Annotated in this window: 20 protein-coding genes; 13 read left to right on the top strand and 7 right to left on the bottom strand. The window is 61.6% G+C overall.

Annotation, left to right across the window (positions count from 1 at the left end; translation table 11 throughout):
* Window positions 1–37: 37 nt before the first annotated feature.
* From lspA to M0D66_RS05410, 3 genes are all read right to left on the bottom strand, one after another.
* The gene (lspA, locus tag M0D66_RS05400; RefSeq protein WP_093638890.1) at window positions 38–544 is read right to left on the bottom strand and encodes a signal peptidase II; all 507 of its coding nucleotides are present in this window, start codon (window positions 542–544) and stop codon (window positions 38–40) included.
* Complete coding sequence (gene ileS, locus M0D66_RS05405) at window positions 544–3,381, bottom strand: isoleucine--tRNA ligase (protein ID WP_266209268.1); 2,838 nt, start codon at window positions 3,379–3,381, stop codon at window positions 544–546. Before ileS ends, lspA begins: the two co-directional genes overlap by 1 nt.
* A 170-nt stretch (window positions 3,382–3,551) precedes the next feature.
* Entirely contained in the window at window positions 3,552–4,547 is a 996-nt protein-coding gene (locus M0D66_RS05410) for a bifunctional riboflavin kinase/FAD synthetase (RefSeq protein ID WP_054042648.1), read from the bottom strand.
* Window positions 4,548–4,665: 118 nt separating this feature from the next.
* Between M0D66_RS05410 and purN the strand changes: the two genes are divergently transcribed.
* The 6 genes from purN (at window position 4,666) to nadC (ending at window position 11,602) form a co-directional block, all read left to right on the top strand.
* Window positions 4,666–5,319, top strand: coding sequence for a phosphoribosylglycinamide formyltransferase (gene purN, locus M0D66_RS05415; protein WP_093638893.1), 654 nt, complete (start codon window positions 4,666–4,668; stop codon window positions 5,317–5,319).
* The gene (locus M0D66_RS05420) at window positions 5,316–6,575 is read left to right on the top strand and encodes an RsmB/NOP family class I SAM-dependent RNA methyltransferase (protein ID WP_093638896.1); all 1,260 of its coding nucleotides are present in this window, start codon (window positions 5,316–5,318) and stop codon (window positions 6,573–6,575) included. Before purN ends, M0D66_RS05420 begins: the two co-directional genes overlap by 4 nt.
* A 79-nt stretch (window positions 6,576–6,654) precedes the next feature.
* Window positions 6,655–8,010, top strand: a complete 1,356-nt coding sequence (locus tag M0D66_RS05425; protein ID WP_211707094.1) for a mechanosensitive ion channel family protein — start codon at window positions 6,655–6,657, stop codon at window positions 8,008–8,010.
* A gap of 202 nt (window positions 8,011–8,212) precedes the next feature.
* Window positions 8,213–9,409 (top strand): fatty acid desaturase, encoded by a 1,197-nt coding sequence (locus tag M0D66_RS05430; protein WP_054042639.1) that lies wholly within the window; start codon window positions 8,213–8,215, stop codon window positions 9,407–9,409.
* 142 nt (window positions 9,410–9,551) lie between these two features.
* The gene (gene nadA, locus M0D66_RS05435) at window positions 9,552–10,691 is read left to right on the top strand and encodes a quinolinate synthase NadA (RefSeq protein WP_211707092.1); all 1,140 of its coding nucleotides are present in this window, start codon (window positions 9,552–9,554) and stop codon (window positions 10,689–10,691) included.
* Window positions 10,691–11,602 carry a carboxylating nicotinate-nucleotide diphosphorylase gene (gene nadC / locus M0D66_RS05440; RefSeq protein WP_093638905.1) on the top strand — a complete coding sequence of 304 codons (912 nt, stop codon included), beginning with the start codon at window positions 10,691–10,693 and terminating at the stop codon, window positions 11,600–11,602. Before nadA ends, nadC begins: the two co-directional genes overlap by 1 nt.
* A gap of 84 nt (window positions 11,603–11,686) precedes the next feature.
* Here the strand turns inward: nadC and nadB are convergent, their stop codons facing one another.
* The 4 genes from nadB to radC all read right to left on the bottom strand — a co-directional run bounded on the left by nadB (window position 11,687) and on the right by radC (window position 15,053).
* The gene (gene nadB, locus M0D66_RS05445; RefSeq protein ID WP_266210424.1) at window positions 11,687–13,285 is read right to left on the bottom strand and encodes an L-aspartate oxidase; all 1,599 of its coding nucleotides are present in this window, start codon (window positions 13,283–13,285) and stop codon (window positions 11,687–11,689) included.
* 238 nt (window positions 13,286–13,523) lie between these two features.
* A complete protein-coding gene (gene rpmG, locus M0D66_RS05450) occupies window positions 13,524–13,691 on the bottom strand; it encodes a 50S ribosomal protein L33 (protein ID WP_006050116.1) in 168 nt (55 codons plus the stop codon).
* A 10-nt stretch (window positions 13,692–13,701) separates the two neighbouring features.
* Window positions 13,702–13,935, bottom strand: coding sequence for a 50S ribosomal protein L28 (gene rpmB, locus M0D66_RS05455; protein ID WP_007180631.1), 234 nt, complete (start codon window positions 13,933–13,935; stop codon window positions 13,702–13,704).
* A gap of 242 nt (window positions 13,936–14,177) precedes the next feature.
* Window positions 14,178–15,053, bottom strand: coding sequence for a DNA repair protein RadC (radC, locus tag M0D66_RS05460; RefSeq protein WP_266209277.1), 876 nt, complete (start codon window positions 15,051–15,053; stop codon window positions 14,178–14,180).
* A gap of 210 nt (window positions 15,054–15,263) precedes the next feature.
* On the opposite strand from radC, the gene M0D66_RS05465 reads away from it, so the two are divergent.
* From M0D66_RS05465 to M0D66_RS05495, 7 genes are all read left to right on the top strand, one after another.
* Entirely contained in the window at window positions 15,264–15,719 is a 456-nt protein-coding gene (locus M0D66_RS05465; protein WP_054042637.1) for a peptidylprolyl isomerase, read from the top strand.
* A gap of 2 nt (window positions 15,720–15,721) precedes the next feature.
* Window positions 15,722–16,681: a 4-hydroxy-3-methylbut-2-enyl diphosphate reductase gene (gene ispH, locus M0D66_RS05470; RefSeq protein ID WP_211707090.1), complete on the top strand. Its 960-nt coding sequence runs from the start codon at window positions 15,722–15,724 to the stop codon at window positions 16,679–16,681.
* A 542-nt stretch (window positions 16,682–17,223) separates the two neighbouring features.
* Window positions 17,224–18,423: a branched-chain amino acid ABC transporter substrate-binding protein gene (locus M0D66_RS05475; protein ID WP_200618028.1), complete on the top strand. Its 1,200-nt coding sequence runs from the start codon at window positions 17,224–17,226 to the stop codon at window positions 18,421–18,423.
* Between the two features lie 230 nt (window positions 18,424–18,653).
* Window positions 18,654–19,604, top strand: coding sequence for a branched-chain amino acid ABC transporter permease (locus M0D66_RS05480; protein ID WP_074282431.1), 951 nt, complete (start codon window positions 18,654–18,656; stop codon window positions 19,602–19,604).
* A gap of 13 nt (window positions 19,605–19,617) precedes the next feature.
* Entirely contained in the window at window positions 19,618–20,787 is a 1,170-nt protein-coding gene (locus M0D66_RS05485; RefSeq protein ID WP_211707089.1) for an ABC transporter ATP-binding protein, read from the top strand.
* Window positions 20,788–20,803: 16 nt separating this feature from the next.
* Window positions 20,804–21,577, top strand: coding sequence for an ABC transporter ATP-binding protein (locus tag M0D66_RS05490; protein ID WP_054043663.1), 774 nt, complete (start codon window positions 20,804–20,806; stop codon window positions 21,575–21,577).
* The gene (locus M0D66_RS05495; protein WP_093638918.1) at window positions 21,577–22,293 is read left to right on the top strand and encodes an ABC transporter ATP-binding protein; all 717 of its coding nucleotides are present in this window, start codon (window positions 21,577–21,579) and stop codon (window positions 22,291–22,293) included. The genes M0D66_RS05490 and M0D66_RS05495 overlap by 1 nt, the downstream gene beginning before the upstream one ends.
* The last annotated feature ends 38 nt before the right edge of the window (window positions 22,294–22,331 follow it).

A 22,331-nucleotide genomic window follows, 5' to 3' on the forward strand; every position in this document is an offset into this window, starting at 1 on the left:
CGAAAGCCTCCGACAAAGCGTGGTCTACCTATACGCGTTACCGCGAGCCGCGCACGCGCCGCAACTCGTCGAGCACGAGCAGGATCGCGCCGATCGTGATCGCGCTGTCGGCGAGATTGAACGCCGGCCAGTGCCACGTGCGTACGTGAAAATCGAGAAAGTCGATCACATGACCGTACGCCAGCCGGTCGATCACATTGCCGAGCGCGCCGCCCAGAATCAGCGCGAGCGCCGTGCAGAACATCTTCTGCCCGCCGTGGCGCTTGAGCAGATAGCAGATCACCAGCGCCGCGACCACGCCAAGCGCGGTGAACGCCCAGCGCTGCCAGCCGCCCGCCATCGCGAGGAAGCTGAAGGCGGCGCCGCGGTTGTACACGAGGATCAGGTTGAAAAACGGCGCGACCTCATGCGGAACACCGTAGGCGAACACCTTCTGGACCGCGATCTTGGTGAGCTGATCGAACAGGATCACGATCAGCGCGACGCCGAGCCACGGCGCCAGCGAACCACCGGCAGCTGACGATTTCGACATGGTTTTCGCCATTATGCCGCGCTCCTCACTTCACCGTTGCCGAACAGATTGCTGAAGCAGCGGCCGCACAGGGTGGGGTGCTCGGCGTTGGCGCCGACGTCCGCGCGGTAGTGCCAGCAGCGTTCGCACTTCAGATACTTCGAGGCGATCACCTCAACGCTTTCTTCCGCTTCGCTATCGACCTTCACGACGGTCGCCGCCGACGTGATCAGCACGAACTTCAGGTCGTCGCCGAGGCTCGTGAGCGCGTCGTAACGCGCGCCGCTCGCGCGGATTTCGACTTCCGCCTGCAGCGACGAACCGATCAGGTTCGCGACGCGTGCTTCTTCCAGCGCCTTGGTCACGTCGCTACGCGCGGCGCGCAGCAGCGTCCATTTGTCGAGCAGCTCGCCGGCTTGCGGCACTGCCGGGAACGCGTGATACGTCTCGGTGAAGATCGTTTCGCTGTTCGGCTGGAACACCTTCCACGCTTCTTCCGCGGTGAACGACATGAACGGCGCCATCAGGCGCAGCAGGCCGTGTGCGATGTGATACAGCGCGGTCTGAGCCGAGCGGCGCGCGACGGAGTCAGCCGCCGTGGTGTACAGACGGTCTTTCAGCACATCCAGATAGAAGCCGCCCAGGTCTTCCGAGCAGAACGTCTGCAGCTTGGCGACCACCGGGTGGAACTCGTATTTGTCGTAGTGCGAGAGGATGTCGTTTTGCAGATTTGCCGACAGCGCCACCGCGTAACGGTCGATCTCGAGCCAGTCTTCGACCGGACGCGCGTGTTGCGCGAAGTCGAAGTCCGACAGGTTCGCGAGCAGGAAGCGCAGCGTGTTGCGGATGCGGCGATAGCCTTCCGTCACGCGCTTCAGGATCTCTTCGGAGATCGCCAGTTCGCCCGAGTAATCGGTCGAGGCGATCCACAAGCGGATGATTTCCGCGCCAAGGCGATTCGCCACTTCGTGCGGGTCGATACCGTTGCCGAGCGACTTGCTCATCTTGCGGCCTTCGCCGTCGACGGTGAAGCCGTGCGTGAGCAGCGCGTTGTACGGCGGGCGGCCATCGAGCATCGAAGCCGTCAGCAGCGACGAGTGGAACCAGCCGCGGTGCTGGTCCGAGCCTTCCAGATACAGATCAGCCGGGAACTGCAGTTCGTCTTTATGCGAGCCGCGCAGGACGTGCCAGTGCGTGGTGCCCGAATCGAACCAGACGTCGAGCGTGTCGCGGTTCTTTTCATACATGTTGGCGTCGTCGCCGAGCAGTTCGCGCGGGTCGAGCGTTTGCCATGCTTCGATGCCGGCCTTCTCTACGCGTTGCGCGACTTCTTCGAGCAATTCCAGCGTGCGCGGATGCAGCTCGCCGGTTTCCTTGTGCACGAAGAACGCCATCGGCACGCCCCATTGACGCTGACGCGACAGCGTCCAGTCCGGGCGGTTGGCGATCATGCTGAACAGGCGCTGTTTGCCCCACGACGGATAGAAGGCGGTGTTCTCGATGCCTTCGAGCGCGGTTTCGCGCAGCGTCTTGTCGGTGTCGTTCGGCTTCACGTCCATGCCGGCGAACCATTGCGACGTCGCACGGTAGATGATCGGCGTCTTATGGCGCCAGCAGTGCATGTAGCTGTGCGTGTACTTCTCGGTGCGCAGCAACGAGCCGGCCGCTTGCAGGGCTTCGACGATCTGCGGATTCGCCGCCCAGATCGACAGGCCGCCGAACAGCGCGAGCGATTCGATGTAACGGCCGTCGCCCATCACCGGATTGATGATGTCCGAATCGGCCATGCCGTGCGCCTTGCACGACACGAAGTCTTCCACGCCGTACGCCGGCGACGAGTGCACCACACCCGTACCGGATTCAGTCGTCACGCAGTCGCCGAGATAAACCGGTGCCGTGCGCTTGTAGGCCGGATGCGCGGAGGCGAGCGGGTGATTGAAGCGTAGGTTGACGAGCTTCGCGCCCGGCGTGGTCGCGATGACCGTGCCTTCCAGCCCATACAGTTTCAGGCACGCTTCAACACGTTCTTCGGCGAGGATCAGCAAGCCGCGTGGTGTATCGACCAGCGCGTAGACGATTTCCGGATGCAGGTTCAGCGCCTGGTTGGCGGGGATGGTCCACGGCGTGGTGGTCCAGATCACGATGCCGCCTTCGTTGCGCGGCAGCGCATTCAGGCCGAACGCCTGCGCGGTCTTTTCCGGCTCGGCGAAGCTGAACAGCACGTCGATGGTCGGATCGGTCTTGTCCTTGTACTCAACTTCCGCTTCGGCCAACGCCGAGCCGCAGTCGAAACACCAGTTGACCGGCTTCAGGCCGCGGAAGACGTAACCCTTTTCCATGATCTTCGCGAGCGCGCGGATTTCACCGGCTTCGTTCGTGAAGTTCATCGTCTTGTACGGGTTATCCCAGTCGCCGAGCACGCCCAGACGGCGGAAGCCGACCTTCTGCTTCTCGATCTGTTCGGTCGCGTAAGCGCGCGCCTTCTGCATCACTTCGGCGGCCGGCAGCGACTTGCCAAACTGCTTTTCGATCTGGATTTCGATCGGCATGCCGTGGCAATCCCAGCCCGGCACGTAGACAGCGTCGAAGCCCGCCAGATTGCGTGCCTTGACGATCATGTCCTTGAGGATCTTGTTGACCGCGTGGCCCAAGTGGATGTCGCCGTTCGCATACGGCGGGCCGTCGTGCAGGATGAACTTCTTGCGGCCTTTGCTGGCTGCGCGGATCGTCTCGTAGACCTTGCGTTCCTGCCATTCCTTGACCCATTGCGGCTCGCGCTTGGGCAGGTCGCCACGCATCGGGAACGGCGTGTCGAGCAGGTTGACCGGGTAGCGTGACTGCGGTTTCGAATCGGCTTTCTTGTTGCTCATGATGAGGTCGCGGTGAATTCTTTCTAAGCGCAGCGAGGCTGCGGTAAGCGCAAGATGCGCAGGGCGTTGGGCGCGCCCGGCAGGCATGTCGCGTAATCCACGGACGCCCTTCGATGCGCGCAGCAGTGGGTACATGCAGCGCTTCAGCGCGCTCACATGTACCGCGGCGGCTATCTAATTCGGTCAGTGGCCGAAGTGGCGAAACCGGTGGATCGGCTGCCCGGCGTGCCGGCGCCGACGGCCGCGAACCACGCGCGCGCATTGGCGACGTCGCGCGCGATGGCGGCGGTCAGCGTTTCGAGGTCGACGTATTTTTCCTCGTCGCGCAGCTTCTTCAGGAATTCGACGCGCACGAGTTTGCCATACGCGTCGCCGTGCCAGTCGAGCAGGTGTACTTCGAGCAGCACGCGGCCGGAATCGTCGACGGTGGGGCGCAGGCCGAGGCTGGCGACGCCAGGCAGCGGTTCGTCGGCCACGCCATGCACGCGCACCACGAAAATGCCGGCCAGTGCCGGGCGTTTGTGCGCGATCGCCAGATTGAGCGTGGGGAAGCCGAGGTCGCGACCGAGCTTCATGCCATGTACGACGTGGCCGCTGATCAGGTAATCGCGGCCCAGCGCGGCACGCGCGGAGTCGAGATCGCCCGCTACCAGCGCCGCGCGCACGCCCGAGCTGGAAATGCGCGCGCCGGACGGATCCGCTACGGTTGCCATCTGCTCGACTTCGAAACCGTGCAGTTGACCCGCGGCCTTGAGCGAGGCGAAATCGCCCGCGCGCTTGGCGCCGTAGCGGAAGTCGTCGCCGATCATCACCCAGCGAGCATGCAGCCCGTTGACGATGATCCGTTCGACAAACGCATCCGGCGACTGGCTCGCGAAGGTATGGTTGAAATGCTCGACCACGACCCGGTCGACACCGTTGGTGCGCAGCGCCTCGAGCTTGTCGCGCAGCATGGCGATTCGTGGCGGCGCGCCGGCGGGGTTGAAGAATTCGCGCGGGTGCGGCTCGAAGGTCATCACGCAGACGGGCAGGCCGCGAGCATCGGCGGCGGCCCGGACGTGGGCGAGCAAAGCCTGATGGCCGCGGTGGACACCGTCGAAGTTGCCGATGGTCAGTGCGCAGGGCGCACGGCTTTCGGCATTGGGAAGACCGCGGAAGACTCTCACGATAGCGGGTTTGAGGTAGGGCGGCCGATATGCCGCAAAACAAACGATTATAAACGCTCAGCGCACGAGACGGCGGCGCGTCGCCGTTTCAGTGTCCCCCGAATGATAAAATCCGCGGATGAAAAAACTCGTCATCCTGATTTCCGGACGGGGAAGCAACATGGAAGCTATCATTCGCGCCTGCGCGGACGAAGGCTGGGCGGCGCAAGTCGCCGCTGTGATTGCCAACCGTCCTGACGCCGCGGGCCTTGCGTTCGCTGCGTCGCACGGCATTGCCACGGCGGTGGTCGACCACCGCCAGTTTCCCGATCGCGACAGCTTCGACGCCGCGCTGGCGCAAGAAATCGACAGCTTCGCACCTGATCTCGTCGTACTCGCCGGCTTCATGCGGGTGCTCACGGCCGGTTTCGTCGACCATTACGCCGGACGCATGCTGAACGTGCATCCGTCGCTGCTGCCGAGCTTTCCGGGCCTGAAAACCCATCAACAGGCACTTGACGCCGGCGTGCGGCTGCACGGCGCGTCGGTGCATTTTGTCACGTCGCAGCTGGATCACGGGCCGATCGTCGCGCAGGCGGCCGTCCCCGTCGAGGCTGGCGACACGCCCGCCACGCTCGCCGAACGCGTGCTGGCAACCGAACACATTATCTATCCACGCGCGGTGCGCTGGTTCGTCGAAGGGCGTCTTGCTCTCGACGGCTTGCGCGTCACGCTTACGCCGCCGGAGCCGCAATGGCTCTTTGCCGGTCACACCGCCGGAGAGGGCGCATGAGATTACATGGTTTTTTGATTGGACAAACCGAGACTTTGCTGGCTGAAGTCCTGAAGCTGAACGGCCCCGCCGACGCCACGACGAGCCGCTTTTTCCGCGCGCATCCTAAGCTCGGGCACGGCGAGCGCGGCGTGATCGCCGAAGCGGTCTTCGCCGTGCTGCGCCGCCGGATGGAATTCGCTCATCTGGCCGAAGGCGGCGCGGGCAGCCCGGCGCGCCGCATGGCCTTGCTGGGACTGATGCAGACGGCCGGCCGCACGGCCCTCAAGCCGTTCTTGACTGATACCGAATCGCACTGGCTCGAACACGTCGCGAAGATCGACCCGGAGAGCCTGCCGCTGCGGATTCGCCTGAATCTGCCCGACTGGATCTATCAGGCGCTTTCCAAGCGCTTCGAACCCGCGGAACTGGCGCAACTGGCCGCCGCGCTGAACTATCCGGCGCCGCTGGACCTGCGCGCGAACCCGATCAAGGCAAGCCGCGACGACGTGCTGAACGCGCTGTCGAAGGCCGGCATCGAAGGTGGCGCGACGCCTTTCGCACCGTTCGGCGTGCGGGTGGTCGGCAAGCCGCCGCTTACCAAGCTGGACGCGTTCCAGCACGGCTGGGTCGAAGTCCAGGACGAGGGCAGCCAGTTGCTGTGTTCGCTGGTTGCCCCCAAGCGCGGCGAAATGATCGTGGACTTCTGCGCGGGCGCGGGCGGCAAGACGCTGGCGCTGGGCGCGGCGATGCGTTCCACCGGGCGTCTGTACGCCTTCGACGTCTCCGAGCGGCGTTTGGCCAAGCTCAAGCCGCGCTTGGCGCGTAGCGGGCTGTCGAACGTGAATCCGGTGCTGATCGATAGTGAGCACGATGCCAAGATCAAGCGTCTGGCCGGCAAGATCGACCGGGTGCTGGTCGACGCGCCGTGCAGCGGGCTGGGTACGCTGCGTCGTAACCCGGATCTGAAGTGGCGCCAGTCGCCGGAATCGGTCGCCGAACTGGCGCCGAAGCAGGCGTCGATTCTGGCCAGCGCCTCGCGTCTGGTGAAGAAGGGCGGCCGTCTCGTCTACGCAACCTGTTCGATTCTGGAAGCGGAAAACGAAGCCGTCGTGCAGCAATTCCTCGCCGACCATCCGGACTTCGCATTGGTGCCGGCGCGCGACGTGCTCGCTGAGCAGCGCATCGAGCTGGAAATGGGCGATTACCTGTCGTTGTGGCCGCACCGCCACGCTACTGATGGCTTCTTCGCAGCCGTGCTGGAACGCCAGAGCTAAACGCAACCGGCTATCTGTCGGCGCAACCGGGTTCCTTTTCTGAATTGAACCCCGCTGCGCCGGCGATTTCGGCGACATCATGCAAAACCGCATTTTTCCTCATATGTTCGGCGACCTCGCGCGCGACTTCGGCCAGCCGGTGATGCTGTGGCAGGTCGGCGTCCTGCTCGTGACGCTCGCCATTGCCTGGCTGCTCGCGCGCCTGTTGCGCCGCACGCTCGATCTGCGGCGCCAGACGCGTTACCAGACCCTGCGTTTCGGCGCGGAGAGCCTGAACCGCGCATTCTTCCCGCTGATTGGCGCGGCGCTTGTGTGGGTTGCACAGGCGATCACCAGCCAGTTCATGCACACCGCGCTGCTCGATCTGGCGCTGGTGCCGCTGTTCGGTATCGGCCTGATTTACATCGTGTTTTTCTTCGCGCGACGGGTCTTCAGTCAGGACGGCGCGAACCATCCGTGGCTGTTCCTCGTCGAGAAGATCGTTTCGCTGGTCGTCTGGATCGGCATGGTGCTCACCGTGATGGGCATCCAGGACGACGTGATCACGTGGATGGGCAGCGTACGCTTCCGGGTCGCGAATGCGCACATGACGCTGCTTTCGCTTACCACGGGGCTTCTGTGGGTGTGTGTGACGATGATCGTCGCGATGTGGCTCGGCGCCACGTTCGAAGATCGCCTGATGCGTTCGAAGACGCTCGATGCCAACCTCAAGGTGGTGGTGGCGCGAGTCGGGCGTGCTGCGTTCGTGCTGGCGGCGGTGCTGATCAGCCTGTCGCTGGTAGGTATCGACATCACGGTGCTGGGCGTGTTCGGCGGCGCGCTGGGTGTTGGACTCGGGTTCGGCTTGCAGAAGATCGCCAGCAACTACGTCTCGGGCTTCATCATCCTGATCGACCGCTCGCTGCGCATCGGCGACACGATCAACGTCAGCGGCTTGCAGGGCATGGTCACGCAAATCCGTACGCGGTATACGGTGGTGCGCGGTCTCGACGGCATCGAAACGCTAATTCCGAACGAAAAGCTGATTACGGACGTGGTGCAGAACCAGTCGTCCTATCTGACGCGCGGCTACGCCAAGGCGGCCGTGCAGGTTTCCTACTCCACCGACGTGGAGCAGGCGATGGCGTTGCTCGCCGAGGCCGCTCAGGGCGTCGCGCGGGTGTTGCAGGAACCGGCGCCTACGCCTTATCTGGTTGGCTTCGGCCCCGACGGCATCAACCTCGAACTGGGTTTCTGGATCGAAGATGCTGCAACAGGCACGTCAGGCGTTCGCTCGGCCGTGAATCGCAACATCTGGCGTCTGTTCTCCGAACACGACATCGCAATTCCTTTCGCGCAACGCGAAGTGCGAATCGTCGGCAACATCAGCGACGCGATGCCGCAAGCGGTAACAATGACCGCTCCCGCGGCCAATCAGGCGGACAGCGCCCACTGACGGGCACTGCGAACGCGCCGGAGGTCCAAAAACGACCTCCGGCGCGTTCCATCTGGTTGATAGCGCACAAAAAATCCCTATTTGTTACAAACACTTGGAACGCTTCAAGTAGAATATCGTCCAATCCCGCTGTATGCTTTCACTTTCTTGACACGCGCATTTCGCGTGTGTCTGGCGTCTCTTGTTCCACAGGTAAATTGCCTTGTTGAATTCCTTGCTCGATTTCCTTGCTCACGGTTTGCTGCACTTTTCGTGGTGGCAACTTGTGCTGTACACGCTGGTCGCGACGCACATCACGATCATTGGCGTAACGGTCTATCTGCATCGCTGCCAGGCGCACCGCGCGCTGGAGCTGCATCCGATCGTCAGTCATTTTTTCCGCTTCTGGCTGTGGATGACCACCGGCATGCTGACCGGCCAATGGGCCGCGATTCACCGTAAGCACCACGCCAAGTGCGAGACCGAAGAAGATCCGCACAGCCCGCAAACGCGCGGCATCTGGAAGGTGCTGCTCGAAGGCGCGGAACTGTACCGTTCCGAAGCCAAGAATGAAGAAACGATGCGCAAGTTCAGTCACGGCACGCCGAATGACTGGATGGAACGCAACGTCTACACCAAGTACCCGATCCTCGGGGTGAGCCTGATGATGGTGCTGAACGTCGCGCTGTTCGGCGTCGTCGGCCTGACGATCTGGGCCGTGCAGATGGTGTGGATCCCGTTCTGGGCGGCTGGCGTGGTGAACGGCCTCGCGCACTGGTGGGGCTACCGCAACTTCAACTCGTCGGATGCCAGCACCAACATCTTCCCGTGGGGCATCATCATTGGCGGTGAAGAACTGCACAACAACCACCACACGTATGCGACGTCGGCCAAGCTGTCGAATAAGTGGTACGAGTTCGACATCGGCTGGATGTACATCCGCATCATGTCGGCGTTCCGTCTGGCCAAGGTGAAGAAGATCGCGCCTACGCCGCGTCTGACCACCGGCAAACTGGTTCTCGATCAGGACACGTTGCAAGCCGTGCTGGCAAACCGCTATGAAGTGATGGCGCGTTACGGCAAGGCGCTCAAGCGTGCTTATCGCCAGGAACTGGCACATCTGAAGGAAGTAGGCGCACGCGAGAAGTATCAGGTGATGCGCGGTGCGCGTAGCTGGTTCCACAAGGAAGAAGCGGGTCTCGATGAGCCGCAGAAGCGCCAGTTGCCGCAGATCTTCGCGAATAGCCAGAAGCTCAAGACCTACATCGACATGCGCAATGAACTCGCGGCGATGTGGGAGCGCTCGAATGCGTCGCGCGACCAACTTCTGGTTCAGTTGCAAGACTGGTGTCATCGCGCGGAACAGAGCGGTATCAAAGCACTGCAAGACTTTGCAATGCGCCTGCGCCGTTATGCCTGATCGTATGCCTTAGCGCGAAATCTATTAAAATTTCGTTACGTCACAAAACCCCGCGTTGGCGGGGTTTTGCTTTTTGGGCCGCGGCAATTTCAACGACACGCGATTGACAGTCCGCGGCGGCAGAGCGAAGGCAGAGGAGATCATGGATCAGCAGGCGATCAGGACCGTCGAATACGACCGGCCACAGGCGCAGGGCACGAGCTGCGGGATCGGGCAGGCGTGGGCGAAGGTGCCCGACGTGCCGTCGGCGGAACAGAAGGTGGCGCTGAAAGAGCGCATCCGCGCATTGCTTAAGCGCGAGAAAGCTGTGCTCGTCGCGCACTACTACGTCGACGCGGAACTGCAGGAACTCGCCGACGAAACCGGCGGTTGCGTGGCCGACTCGTTGGAAATGGCGCGCTTCGGCCGCGATCACGAGGCGCAGACGTTGGTGGTGGCGGGCGTGCGCTTCATGGGTGAGACGGCGAAAATCCTGAGTCCGGACAAGCGCATTCTGATGCCGGATCTCGACGCGACCTGTTCGCTCGACCTCGGCTGTCCGGTCGATGAATTCTCGGCGTTCTGTGACGCGCACCCGGATCGCACGGTGGTCGTGTACGCGAACACCAGCGCGGCCGTCAAGGCGCGCGCGGACTGGATGGTGACGTCGTCGATTGGGCTGGAAATCGTTGCCGATCTGCACGCACGCGGCGAAAAGATCATCTGGGCGCCGGATCGGCATCTCGGTAGCTATATCCAGAGCAAGACCGGTGCGGACATGCTGCTGTGGCAGGGCTCGTGTCTCGTGCACGACGAATTCAAAGGCATCGAACTCGATCTGCTGCGCGCCGAGTATCCGGGCGCGAAAGTGCTGGTGCATCCGGAGTCGCCGGCTAACGTGGTCGCGCAAGCAGATGTGGTCGGCTCGACCACGCAGTTGATCGACGCCGCGCAAAAACTCGACGCGACGCATTTCATCGTGGCGACCGATCTCGGCATTCTGCACAAGATGCAGCTCGCCGCGCCGGGCAAGACGTTGATCGCCGCGCCCACGGCCGGCAACAGCGCGACCTGCAAGAGCTGCGCGCATTGCCCGTGGATGGCGATGAACGGCCTCGCCAATCTGGCCGAGGTGCTCGAACGCGGCCACAACGAAATCTTTGTCGATCGAGCGATCGGCGAGCGGGCGCGTCTGCCGATCGACCGGATGCTCGACTTCGCGGCGCGTCACAAGAAGCGCGTGCAAGCCAGCGGCGATCTCGCACGCGACGCGCAACTGTATTCGAACGTGGGAGCGGCGTAATGGGGGCGGTTGAAGGGGCAGTTGAGCGCAATCAGGTCGAGGCGGTATCGCCGCTGTTCGCGGAGATTCATGCGCAGTACGGCGCGGCATTCGATGCGGCGTTGGCGCGTAACGTCGCTGACGCGCTGGCAGAAGATGTTGGCGCAGGTGATCAAACCGGTCGCCTTGTTCCTGCGGACGACGTGCGCGATGCACGCATCATCGTGCGTGAAGATGCCGTGCTGTGCGGCGTGCTCTGGTTCAACGCGGTGATGCGCCAGGTCGATCCGCGCATCGAAGTGCAGTGGCGTTATCGCGAGGGCGATCGGATGACCGCGGATACGCCGGTCTGCGAACTGCGTGGCCCTGTCCGTGCGCTGTTGACTGCGGAACGCAATGCGTTGAATTTCTTGCAGCTGCTGTCGGGCGTGGCGAGCGCAACGCGCCGCTATGTCGACGCAATCGCCCACACTCAAACGCGCATCCTCGATACGCGTAAGACCTTGCCGGGCTTGCGGCTCGCGCAGAAATACGCCGTGCGCGTGGGCGGCGGTGCGAATCAGCGGCTCGCTTTGTACGACGGCATTCTGATCAAGGAAAACCACATCGCTGCAGCGGGCGGTGTCGGGGCCGCAATGGATGCGGCGCTCGCGCTGAATGCAGGCGTGTCGATTCAGATCGAAGTCGAAACGCTCGCACAATTGGAAACCGCGTTGGCGCATCGCGCGCAATCCATTCTGCTGGACAACTTTTCGTTCGACGCGATGCGTGAAGCAGTGCGTATCACGGCGGGGCGAGCGGTGCTGGAAGTGTCTGGCGGTGTGAACTTCGAGACGGTGCGTACCATTGCGGAAACAGGCGTCGACCGCGTGTCGATCGGCGCGTTGACCAAAGATGTGCGTGCGACGGATTACTCGATGCGAATCGTCTGAACCGTGCACGCTTAAGCGTTCGCCATCCATGAAAAAGCCATCGCAGGGAAACCGGCGATGGCTTTTTCACTTCAGCTTCAGAAATCACACGTTGCGGTTACGCACATGTTCCGGCGATAGCACAGTCGGCAGCGCTTTCGGCAACGTCGCCGGCCAATCGCGGCTAAAGTGCAAGCCGCGGCTTTCACGCCGTGAACGAGCGCCTTCGACGATCAATGACGCCACGTCGACCAGATTGCGCAGTTCAAGCAAATCGCGGCTCACCTTGAAGTTCGCGTAATACTCATGAATCTCGTCACGCAGTAAGGCAAGCCGATGCTTGGCTCGGGCCAGCCGTTTGTCCGTCCGCACGATGCCGACATAGTTCCACATCAAGCGGCGCAGTTCATCCCAGTTGTGCGCGACCACCACTTCTTCGTCCGGATCGGACACACGGCTTTCGTCCCAGTCAGGCAGCGGAGCATGGACGGCGGCGCTGAAGCCTTCTTCCTCGATCGCCTGCGCGGCGGAGCGCCCGATCACGAGACACTCGAGCAAGGAATTGCTGGCAAGCCGGTTCGCACCGTGCAGGCCTGTGCATGACGTTTCACCGACCGCATAGAGACCGGCGAGGTCAGTCCTGCCCGTCAGGTCCGTCACGACGCCACCGCATGTGTAGTGCGCGGCGGGCACAACCGGAATCGGCTCTTTGGTGATGTCAATGCCGAATTCCAGGCAGCGGGCCAGAATCGTCGGGAAGTGCTCGCGCAGGAATTCGGGCGGCTGATGGCTGATGTCGAGATAGACGCAGTCGATGCCGCGCTTCTTGATCTCGAAGTCGATTGCGCGCGCGACGATGTCGCGCGGCGCGAGTTCGGCGCGCTCATCGTGGTTCGGCATGAAGCGCGTGCCGTCCGGCAGCTTCAGAATGCCGCCTTCGCCGCGTACCGCTTCCGAGATCAGGAACGATTTCGCATAAGGATGGAACAGGCAGGTGGGATGGAACTGGATGAATTCCATGTTCGACACGCGGCAGCCGGCGCGCCAGGCCATTGCGATGCCGTCGCCGGTCGCAGTGTCGGGGTTGGTGGTGTACAGATAGACCTTGCCGGCGCCGCCGGTGGCGAGCACGGTATGCGGCGCTTCGATTGTCACGGTGCGGCCGCTTTGCAGATCGAGTGCATACAGACCGTGGCAGCGACGCCCCGGCAAACCGAGACGGTCGGACGTGATCAGGTCGATCGCGTAGTGGTCCTCGAGCAGGGTGATGTTCGGATGACGGCGTACGCGCTCGCTGAGCGTGGTGACCACGGCATGTCCCGTTGCATCCGCAGCGTGAATGATCCGACGATGGCTGTGGCCGCCTTCGCGTGTCAGATGAAAGCCGAGTTCGGCGGCGTCGTCTTTGGTGAACGGCACGCCTTGCGCGATTAGCCATTCGATCGCAGCGCGGCCATGCTCGACGATAAAGCGCGTCGCCGCCTCATCGCACAGGCCGCCGCCGGCGATCAGTGTGTCGCGCACGTGGTTTTCGATGCTGTCTGCCGAATCAAGAACGGCGGCGATTCCGCCTTGCGCCCAATCGCTCGCGCCTTCGGTCATCGATCGCTTGGCGACCACCGCAACCCGCCGGGTCTCCGCGAGGTTGAGCGCGACGCTCAAGCCTGCCAGACCGCTACCGACAATCGCTACATCGAATTCCATCGCCTGCATCTCCGTCTTTCGTTTTGCCATGACGGCATGCTGTGTGCATGCCGCTAAAACGAGAAAGGATACGCGTCGCGACGAATGAGGGAAAGCTGGCCGAACGGGATAAGACTGTCCTAAGTGGGCAACGGACAGCTAATCAGCGCGATATTGGGAAGTTGAAAACAAAAAAGCCTCGCACGAATGCGAGGCTTTTTTGCGAATCTTTTTGCCTTCGTCAGGCAGGAGTCAAGATTTATTTAATCTTGGTTTCCTTGTAGTCAACGTGCTTACGGACGACCGGATCAAATTTCTTGATCAGCATCTTTTCCGGCATGTTGCGTTTGTTCTTCGTCGTCGTGTAGAAGTGACCCGTGCCTGCGGTCGATTCCAACTTGATCTTGTCGCGTGCGCCTTTCGCCATGATTTACTCCTTAGGCTTCACCGCGTGCGCGCAGATCTGCGAGCACAGCGTCGATACCGTTCTTGTCGATCAGGCGCAGGCCGGCGTTCGAAACGCGCAGACGCACCCAACGGTTTTCGCTTTCCACCCAAATACGGCGGTTTTGCAGGTTCGGCAGGAACCGGCGCTTGGTTTTGTTGTTCGCGTGGGAAACGTTGTTGCCGCTCATCGGCGCTTTCCCAGTTACTTGGCATACGCGTGCCATGAGAGCACTCCTAATACGCTAATTCTGAGTTCGAACGCCGTGAAAGTTTCCCGAAAAGAGCCGCACTTGAGAGTTTATTGAAACTCGAGGCACGTTTCCTTTCCGGAACGCCTTGGTGGCTTCGGAACAGGGGGTTGGAAATAGGCAAACCGGAATTCTAGCAGAAAAAAAGCCGCAAAATCAAACCTTATTTGCGATGCTGAACTCGGCACGACGTTGCTGCGACCCTGGTTGGCGCCGTGTCAGGGCCAGCCGGCGCGGGCAAACGAGTACGTGTGATCCGCGCCGATCACCAGATGATCGATCAATTGTACGTCGATCAGCGCAAGGGCTTCGCGCAGCGTATGCGTCAGCCGGCAGTCGCTAGCGCTCGGCTGGACGGCGCCGGAAGGGTGATTATGCGCGACGATCAGGCTGGCCGCATTCAGGTTTAGTGCCCGCCGCACGATTTCGCGCGGATAGACGGCCATGCGCGTGAGCGTGCCTCGGGCGCTCTCCTCGCAGCGGATCAGGCGGTGGCGGGCGTCGAGAAAGAGCGACAGGAAGACTTCGTGGGGACTTCCGCCGATACGAAGGCGCAGATAGTCTTGCACGGCCTCAGGCGAGTTCATTAGCGAGCGGTCACGCATTTTATCGACCAGCGAACGCCGCGCCATTTCCATAATGGCCATCAGCTGGGTTTTTTTCGCCGGCCCGATACCGCGCAGGCCGTCGAAGTCCGAGTAAGTTGCGTCGAGCATGGCGCGTAGCGAGCCGAAGCGGTCGAGCAGGGTGCGTGCAACGTTGAACACGTCGTGGCCCGGCAGCCCCGCGCCGAGCACCAGCACGATCATTTCGGTGTCGGACAGGACGCTGGGCCCTTCCTCGATCAGCCGCTCGCGTGGCATGTCGTTCTTGTGCCATTTGCCGCGTACAAGCGGCCGGGTCAGAGGTGTGGCGCCGTCCGCGGCGGCTTTGGCAGAGCTGACACTGGCTTCCGCTGCAGTGTGACCAGCCGCGGCGCCAGCGCGTGGCGACGCCGGGGCGGGGGCCGCGAGTGCGGCGGCGTCGGGCGCAGCGGGCTCCGGCAACGCCGCTTCCAGTGTCGCTTCGTCCATCGTGCAGGCATAGTCAGCCATATAGATATACATCCTCCAGTTCGGGTTTGTGGCGGCGCGCGGTGCGCGGCCGTGCCGCGATGCGCGCGACGGCCAAGCCGCCGCCCGCTATGTGGCTTACAATAGACGCTTTGCGCACGGCACCCCGAGGGTTTGCCACGCGCGTCAACTGCGGCGTCAACTGCGCCCGCGGCGCACGCGTGCAGAGCGCTTCGACTGAGCGAGCATTGCATGAGCATCATCGACATTTCCGAAGTGAAACCCGGTTCACACGTCACGCTTCACTACCGGCTTTCCCTTGCCGATGGCGCCGAAGTCATCAATACGTTTACCGACAATCCGGCAACGCTGCTGCTCGGCGCGGGTCAACTGGCGCCGCCGCTGGAAGACATTCTGCTGGGTTTGAAGGTGGGCCACCATTCGACCTTTCAGCTAACGCCGGGTCAGGCGTTCGGTCCGCGCAATCCGGAGTTGATCCAGCGGGTCTCGCTGGCCACGCTGCGCGAAAACAGCATGATCGGCGAGGATTTTTCGCCGGGTGACCTGGTCGAATTCAACGCGCCGGGTGGCGGCCGCTACGCGGGCGTCCTCAAGGAAGTTGGCGAGACGTCGGCGTTGTTCGATTTCAACCATCCGCTTGCCGGCCAGGCGCTGGCGTTTGAAGTGAAAATCATCGGGATTCTGTAAACATGAGCATCACGGAAACGACTCTTGCCGAAACCGAGATCCTGCTGGCGCAGCCGCGTGGGTTCTGCGCCGGCGTCGATCGGGCCATTGAAATCGTAGAGCGGGCCATCAAGCTGCACGGCTCGCCGATTTACGTGCGCCACGAAATCGTCCATAACGCCTATGTCGTCGAGGATTTGCGCAAGAAGGGCGCGATCTTCATTGAGCAACTGGAAGAAGTGCCGGCCGGCAATACGGTCATTTTCAGCGCGCATGGCGTGTCGAAAGCGGTGCGTTCGGAAGCCGAGTCGCGCGGCCTGCGTGTGTACGACGCCACGTGTCCGCTCGTGACCAAGGTGCATATCGAAGTCGCGAAAATGCGCCAGGACGGCTTCGACATCGTGATGATCGGCCACAAGGGCCACCCTGAAGTCGAGGGCACGATGGGGCAGGCGGGCGAAGGCATGCATCTGGTGGAAGACATCAAAGACGTGCTGGCCTTGCAGTTGGCCGATCCCGAGCGGATCGCGTTCGTGACGCAAACCACTCTGTCGGTCGACGACGCAGCCGAGATCATCGGCGCCCTGAAGGCGAAATATCCGGCGATCCGCGAGCCGAAGAAGCAGGACATCTGCTACGCCACGCAAAACCGCCAGGACGCGGTCAAGTTCATGGCGCCGCAATGCGACGTCGTGATCGTGGTTGGCAGCCCGAATAGTTCGAACTCGAACCGGTTGCGCGAGCTGGCCGAAAAGCTTGGCGTGCCTTCTTATATGGTTGACTCGCCAGACCAGATCGATCCGGTATGGGTCGAAGGCAAGCGCCGGATCGGTGTGACGGCGGGCGCCTCGGCGCCGGAAGCGCTGGCGCAAGCGGTGATTGGCCGGTTGCGTGAGCTTGGCGTGCGCAACGTGCGCGCGCTCGACGGCATTGAGGAAAACATCGCATTTCCGCTGCCGCGCGGGCTGGGTCTGCCTGCCTGACAATCAGCCGACGTTTCTGAAAGGAAAGCGCGCCCAAGGGCGCGCTTTTTTTACGTCTGCGGATTCGTGGGCCCGTCCAAAATAAAGTGCCAGATCAGCGCCCTGGGCCGTTTTAAGTGTTCTCCCACACAAATTCCTTTGAATTGTGATTTGGCTTTTAAACAATTTTTGGACGATGTGGCCCCGTTTAAATCGTTTCAAACGTGTTGCCCCGATTTTTGACGCACTAAAATAGTGCGCGCATTCTGATATCAATGGAAACGTAATACTTAACGCGAACCACGGCGCAATCAGGGATCGGGCCAGATCGCTGCAACACTTGATGCCATTGGGTGCGACGATGGTGCAACTGATGCACGAAAAATAGTCGCAACCCGGTTGCGCCTTTTGCGGAATTCCTCTCTCAAAATAAGGTTGCAATGCAGGAAAACCCCACCGTTTCAACAATATTGCCCGTCGCATAATTGGAGTTACAATGCGCGCGTTCTCAAGGCCTCCGGGTCCCGAACAATAGATTTTGCAAGGCGCAGGAGACCTACTTAATGCGAGTCAAGTTTGCTTACGCCGTGTCCATCGTGACCGCGGTTGCGATGTTGACCGCGTGCGGCAAAAAGCAGGAAGGCGAGGCGGGAGCAGGTGCATCGGCTGCCACGGCGGCAGCGGCACCGGCGAGTGAAGCAACTGTTGTGAAGATCGGTCATGCGGCCCCATTGACGGGCGGCATTGCGCATCTTGGCAAGGACAATGAAAACGGCGCGCGTCTGGCGGTCGAGGAAATCAATAAGCAGGGCTTGACCATCGACGGTCACAAGATCCAGTTGGAGCTCGACGCACAAGATGATGCAGCGGACCCGAAAACGGGTACGGAGGTCGCTGAAAAATTTGTCGACGATCACGTTGTCGCCGTGGTCGGCCACCTGAATTCAGGTGTCTCGATTCCGGCGTCAAAGATCTATAGCGATGCCGGGATCGTGCAGATCTCGCCGTCGTCGACAAATCCGGGGTACACGCAGCAAGGTTTCAAGACGACTTATCGGGTGGTCGCGACCGATGCCCAGCAGGGCCCGGCGCTGGCCAACTACGCGACGAAGGTGCTCGGCGCGAAACGCATCGCGATTGTCGACGACTCGACCGTATACGGTAAGGGACTGGCCGACGAGTTCGCGAAGACGGTACAGGCGAGCGGGGCGAAGATCGTCGCGCGTGAAGCCACGAATGACAGGGCTACGGAGTTTCAGGCCGTCCTTAGAAAGATCAAGAGTGTTCAGCCGGACGTGATCATGTTCGGCGGAATGGACGCGACGGGCGGGCCGTTTGCCAAACAGGCGGCGGCGCTCGGTATCAGGGCAAAAATCCTTGGCGGCGACGGTGTGTGTACCGACAAGGTGGGTGAGCTGGCGGGAACCGCCGTGCAAAACCTGGTCTGTTCGGAGGCGGGACTCGCGCTTTCGAAAATGGACAAGGGAGCGGACTTCGAACAGAAGTACGTAGACCGCTTCCACACGCCGGTGCAGATTTACGCACCGTTCACGTATGACGCTGTGTACGTGATTGTCGATGCAATGAAGCGCGCTAATTCTATCGAGGCGCCCAAGGTGCTGGCTGCGATGCCGTCCACCGATTACAACGGGGTAATCGGCCACATCGCGTTCGACGACAAGGGTGATTTGAAAGAGGGCGCCATTACGCTTTACGACTTCAAGGACGGCAAGAAAGCGGTTCTCGACGTCGTGAAGATGTGATGACGGGACGTACAGCCTGACGGCACCGAAACCACCCAACGGTGCCGTTTTTGCATCCGCCATCGATTCGTCCCCGACTGCATCCCAGTCGTAAGACGAAACGGGCAGCGGATAACCCTTACCGGTCTTTTACATCAGTACCCGCAGTGCCGTTGAGATTGGCGTACCGCATCACCGCCCACCGGCTGATGAAGAACGCGAATCCAGTCGCACGGGCTAAGGAGCATTAAATGGATATCTTCATCCAGCAGGTCCTCAACGGGCTGGTGCTTGGCAGCGTTTACGCCATCATCGCACTGGGCTATACGATGGTTTACGGCATCCTGGGCATCATCAACTTCGCGCACGGCGATGTGTTGATGGTGGGCGCGATGGTTGCGCTCTCAGCCATAGGCGTGCTTCAGAACCACTTCCCCGGCCTCGGCAATGTGCCGACGCTCATCATCGCGTTGATCATCGCGGCAGTGGTTTGCTCGCTGGTCGGCTACACGATTGAGCGCGTGGCCTACCGGCCGTTGCGTAAAGCACCGCGTCTCGCCCCGCTGATCACCGCGATCGGTGTGTCGATCCTGCTGCAAACCCTCGCGATGATGATCTGGTCGCGCAACCCGCTGCCGTTCCCGCAGCTGTTGCCTACCGACCCGATCAACGTGATCAAGGCCACCGACACGACGCCTGGCGCCGTGATCTCGATGACCGAAATCGTGATCATCGTGGTGGCGTTCCTCGTGATGGGCGGTCTGCTGCTGCTGGTCCACAAGACCAAGCTCGGCCGCGCGATGCGTGCGATCGCTGAGAACCCGGGCGTTGCCAGCCTGATGGGCGTGAACCCGAACTTCGTGATTTCGGCGACCTTCATGATCGGCTCGGCGCTGGCCGCTCTCGCCGGCGTGATGATCGCGTCCGAATACGGTAACGCACACTTCTATATGGGCTTCATCCCAGGTTTGAAGGCCTTTACCGCGGCGGTGCTGGGCGGGATCGGCAACCTCGGCGGGGCAATGGTGGGCGGCGTGCTGCTCGGCCTGATCGAACAGTTGGGGGCGGGGTATATCGGCAACCTCACGGGTGGCGTATTCGGCAGTAACTACCAGGACGTGTTCGCATTCATCGTGCTGATTATCGTGCTGGTGTTCCGTCCGTCGGGCCTGTTGGGCGAACGTGTTGCTGATCGAGCATAAGGAGTAGACAGACATGACCTCAATTCAACCGATCGAGCCGTCCACGACGCTCATCCCTGAAAAGAACCTGACGAAGACGTTGACCGTCGGCATCATCACCGCGATCTTCGTGATCGCGGCACCGATGATCATCGGCGCGGCAGGCGGCAACTACTGGGTCCGCGTGCTCGACTTCGCGATGCTGTACGTGATGCTCGCGCTGGGTCTCAATGTGGTGGTTGGCTTCGCCGGACTGCTGGACTTGGGCTACATCGCGTTCTACGCAATCGGCGCCTACGTTGCTGCGCTCCTGAGCTCGCCGCACCTGACCTCGCAATTCGAGTGGATCGCGCACCTGTTTCCGGGCGGCCTGCATACGCCGATCTGGATCATCGTGCCGATCGCGATGGGGCTGGCCGCGACCTTCGGCGTCCTGCTCGGCGCGCCGACGCTGCGTCTGCGTGGCGACTATCTCGCGATCGTGACCCTGGGCTTCGGGGAAATCGTGCGGATCTTCATGAACAACCTCGACCGTCCGGTGAACATCACCAATGGTCCGAAGGGGATCACGGGGATCGATCCGGTCAACGTCGGGGGTTTCAGCCTCGCGCAAACCCACTCGCTGTTCGGCCTGCAGTTCCCGTCGGTGTACTCGTACTACTACCTGTTCGTGTTGTGCGCGCTGTTCGTGATCTGGACCTGTACGCGTTTGCAGCACTCGCGGATCGGCCGTGCATGGGCCGCTATTCGTGAAGACGAAATCGCCGCCAAGGCAATGGGCATCAACACCCGTAACGTGAAGCTGCTGGCTTTCGCGATGGGCGCGTCGTTCGGCGGTCTGTCGGGTGCGATGTTCGGTTCGTTCCAGGGCTTCGTGTCGCCGGAATCGTTCACGTTCTGGGAATCGGTCGTGGTGCTGGCGTGCGTGGTGCTGGGCGGTATGGGCCACATCCCTGGCGTGATTCTCGGTGCGGTGCTGCTCGCCGTGTTCCCGGAATTCCTGCGCTCGACGATGGGTCCGCTGCAGAACGCGATCTTCGGCCATGAAATCGTCGATACCGAAGTGATCCGTCAGTTGCTGTACGGCCTCGCGATGGTCGTGATCATGCTGTACCGCTCGGAAGGCCTGTGGCCGTCGCCGAAGCACGAAGACAAGATTGCGAAACTGGCGAAGCGCAGCGGCAAGAAGCCGGTGCGTGCCTAAAGGACAGGAGAAAAATATGAGCGATAACATTCGACTGTCCGTCAAGGGCGTGAACAAGCGCTTCGGCGGCCTGCAGGCGCTGTCCGATGTCGGCCTGCAGATCAAGTCGGGCCAGATTTACGGCCTGATCGGCCCGAACGGCGCCGGCAAGACGACCTTCTTCAACGTGATCACGGGTCTGTACACGCCGGATTCGGGCGAGTTCAAGCTCGACGGCACGGAGTACACGCCGACCGCCGTCTATCAGGTGGCGAAGGCGGGGATTGCGCGTACGTTCCAGAACATCCGTCTGTTCGGTGGCATGACCGCACTGGAAAACGTGATGGTCGGCCGTCACGTGCGTACCAAGCACGGCCTGATCGGCGCGGTGTTCCAGACGCCGGCCGAGCGCAAGGAAGAGCGCGAGATCAAGGAACGCGCGATCGAACTGCTGGAATACGTCGGCATTGCGCAGTACGCGGACTACACGTCGCGCAATCTGTCGTACGGTCACCAGCGCCGTCTGGAAATCGCCCGCGCGCTGGCAACGGATCCGAAGCTGCTCGCGCTGGATGAACCGGCTGCCGGCATGAACGCAACGGAAAAGGTCGAGCTGACCAAGCTGCTCGACAAGATCCGCAGCGACGGCAAGACGATTCTGCTGATCGAGCACGACGTGAAACTGGTGATGGGTCTGTGCAACCAGATGACGGTGCTCGACTACGGCAAGGTGATTGCTCAGGGTCTGCCTTCGGACGTGCAGAAGGATCCGAAGGTGATCGAAGCTTATCTGGGTGCGGGGGTCCACTAATGGCAACGGCAATGTTGAAAATCAAGGGCCTGCAGGTCAATTACGGCGGCATCCAGGCAGTCAAGGGTATCGATCTCGAAGTTGCGCAGGGCGAACTGGTCACGCTGATCGGCGCGAACGGCGCGGGCAAGACCACGACGATGAAGGCGATCACGGGTCTGAAGCCGTACTCGGCAGGCGATATCGAGTACATGGGTGAGTCGATCAAGGGCATCCCGGCGCACGAGCTGCTCAAGCGCGGTCTGGCGATGGTGCCGGAAGGCCGCGGCATTTTCTCGCGCATGTCGATCGTCGAGAACATGCAGATGGGTGCGTATCTGCGCAACGATACCGACGCCATCAAGGCAGACGTCGATCGTATGTTCGGCTTTTTTCCGCGCCTGAAGGAACGTGCGACGCAGTACGCGGGCACGCTCTCGGGCGGCGAACAGCAGATGCTGGCGATGGCGCGCGCGATCATCAGCAAGCCGAAGCTGTTGTTGCTGGATGAGCCGTCGATGGGTCTGTCGCCGATCATGGTCGAGAAGATCTTCGAAGTGGTGCGTGCAATCTCGGCTGAAGGCATGACGGTGCTGCTGGTCGAGCAGAACGCGCGTCTCGCGTTGCAGGCGGCGAACCGCGGCTACGTGATGGACTCGGGCCTGGTGACGATGTCCGGTGATGCGAAGCAGATGCTCGATGACCCGAAGGTTCGGGCAGCTTATCTGGGTGAATAACCTGGACTAAGTTTGCCTTAGCCGTAAAAAAGGCCGCA

This window comes from Paraburkholderia sp. SECH2 (assembly GCF_030464795.1).
GTDB classification, from domain to species: Bacteria; Pseudomonadota; Gammaproteobacteria; order Burkholderiales; family Burkholderiaceae; genus Paraburkholderia; species Paraburkholderia aspalathi.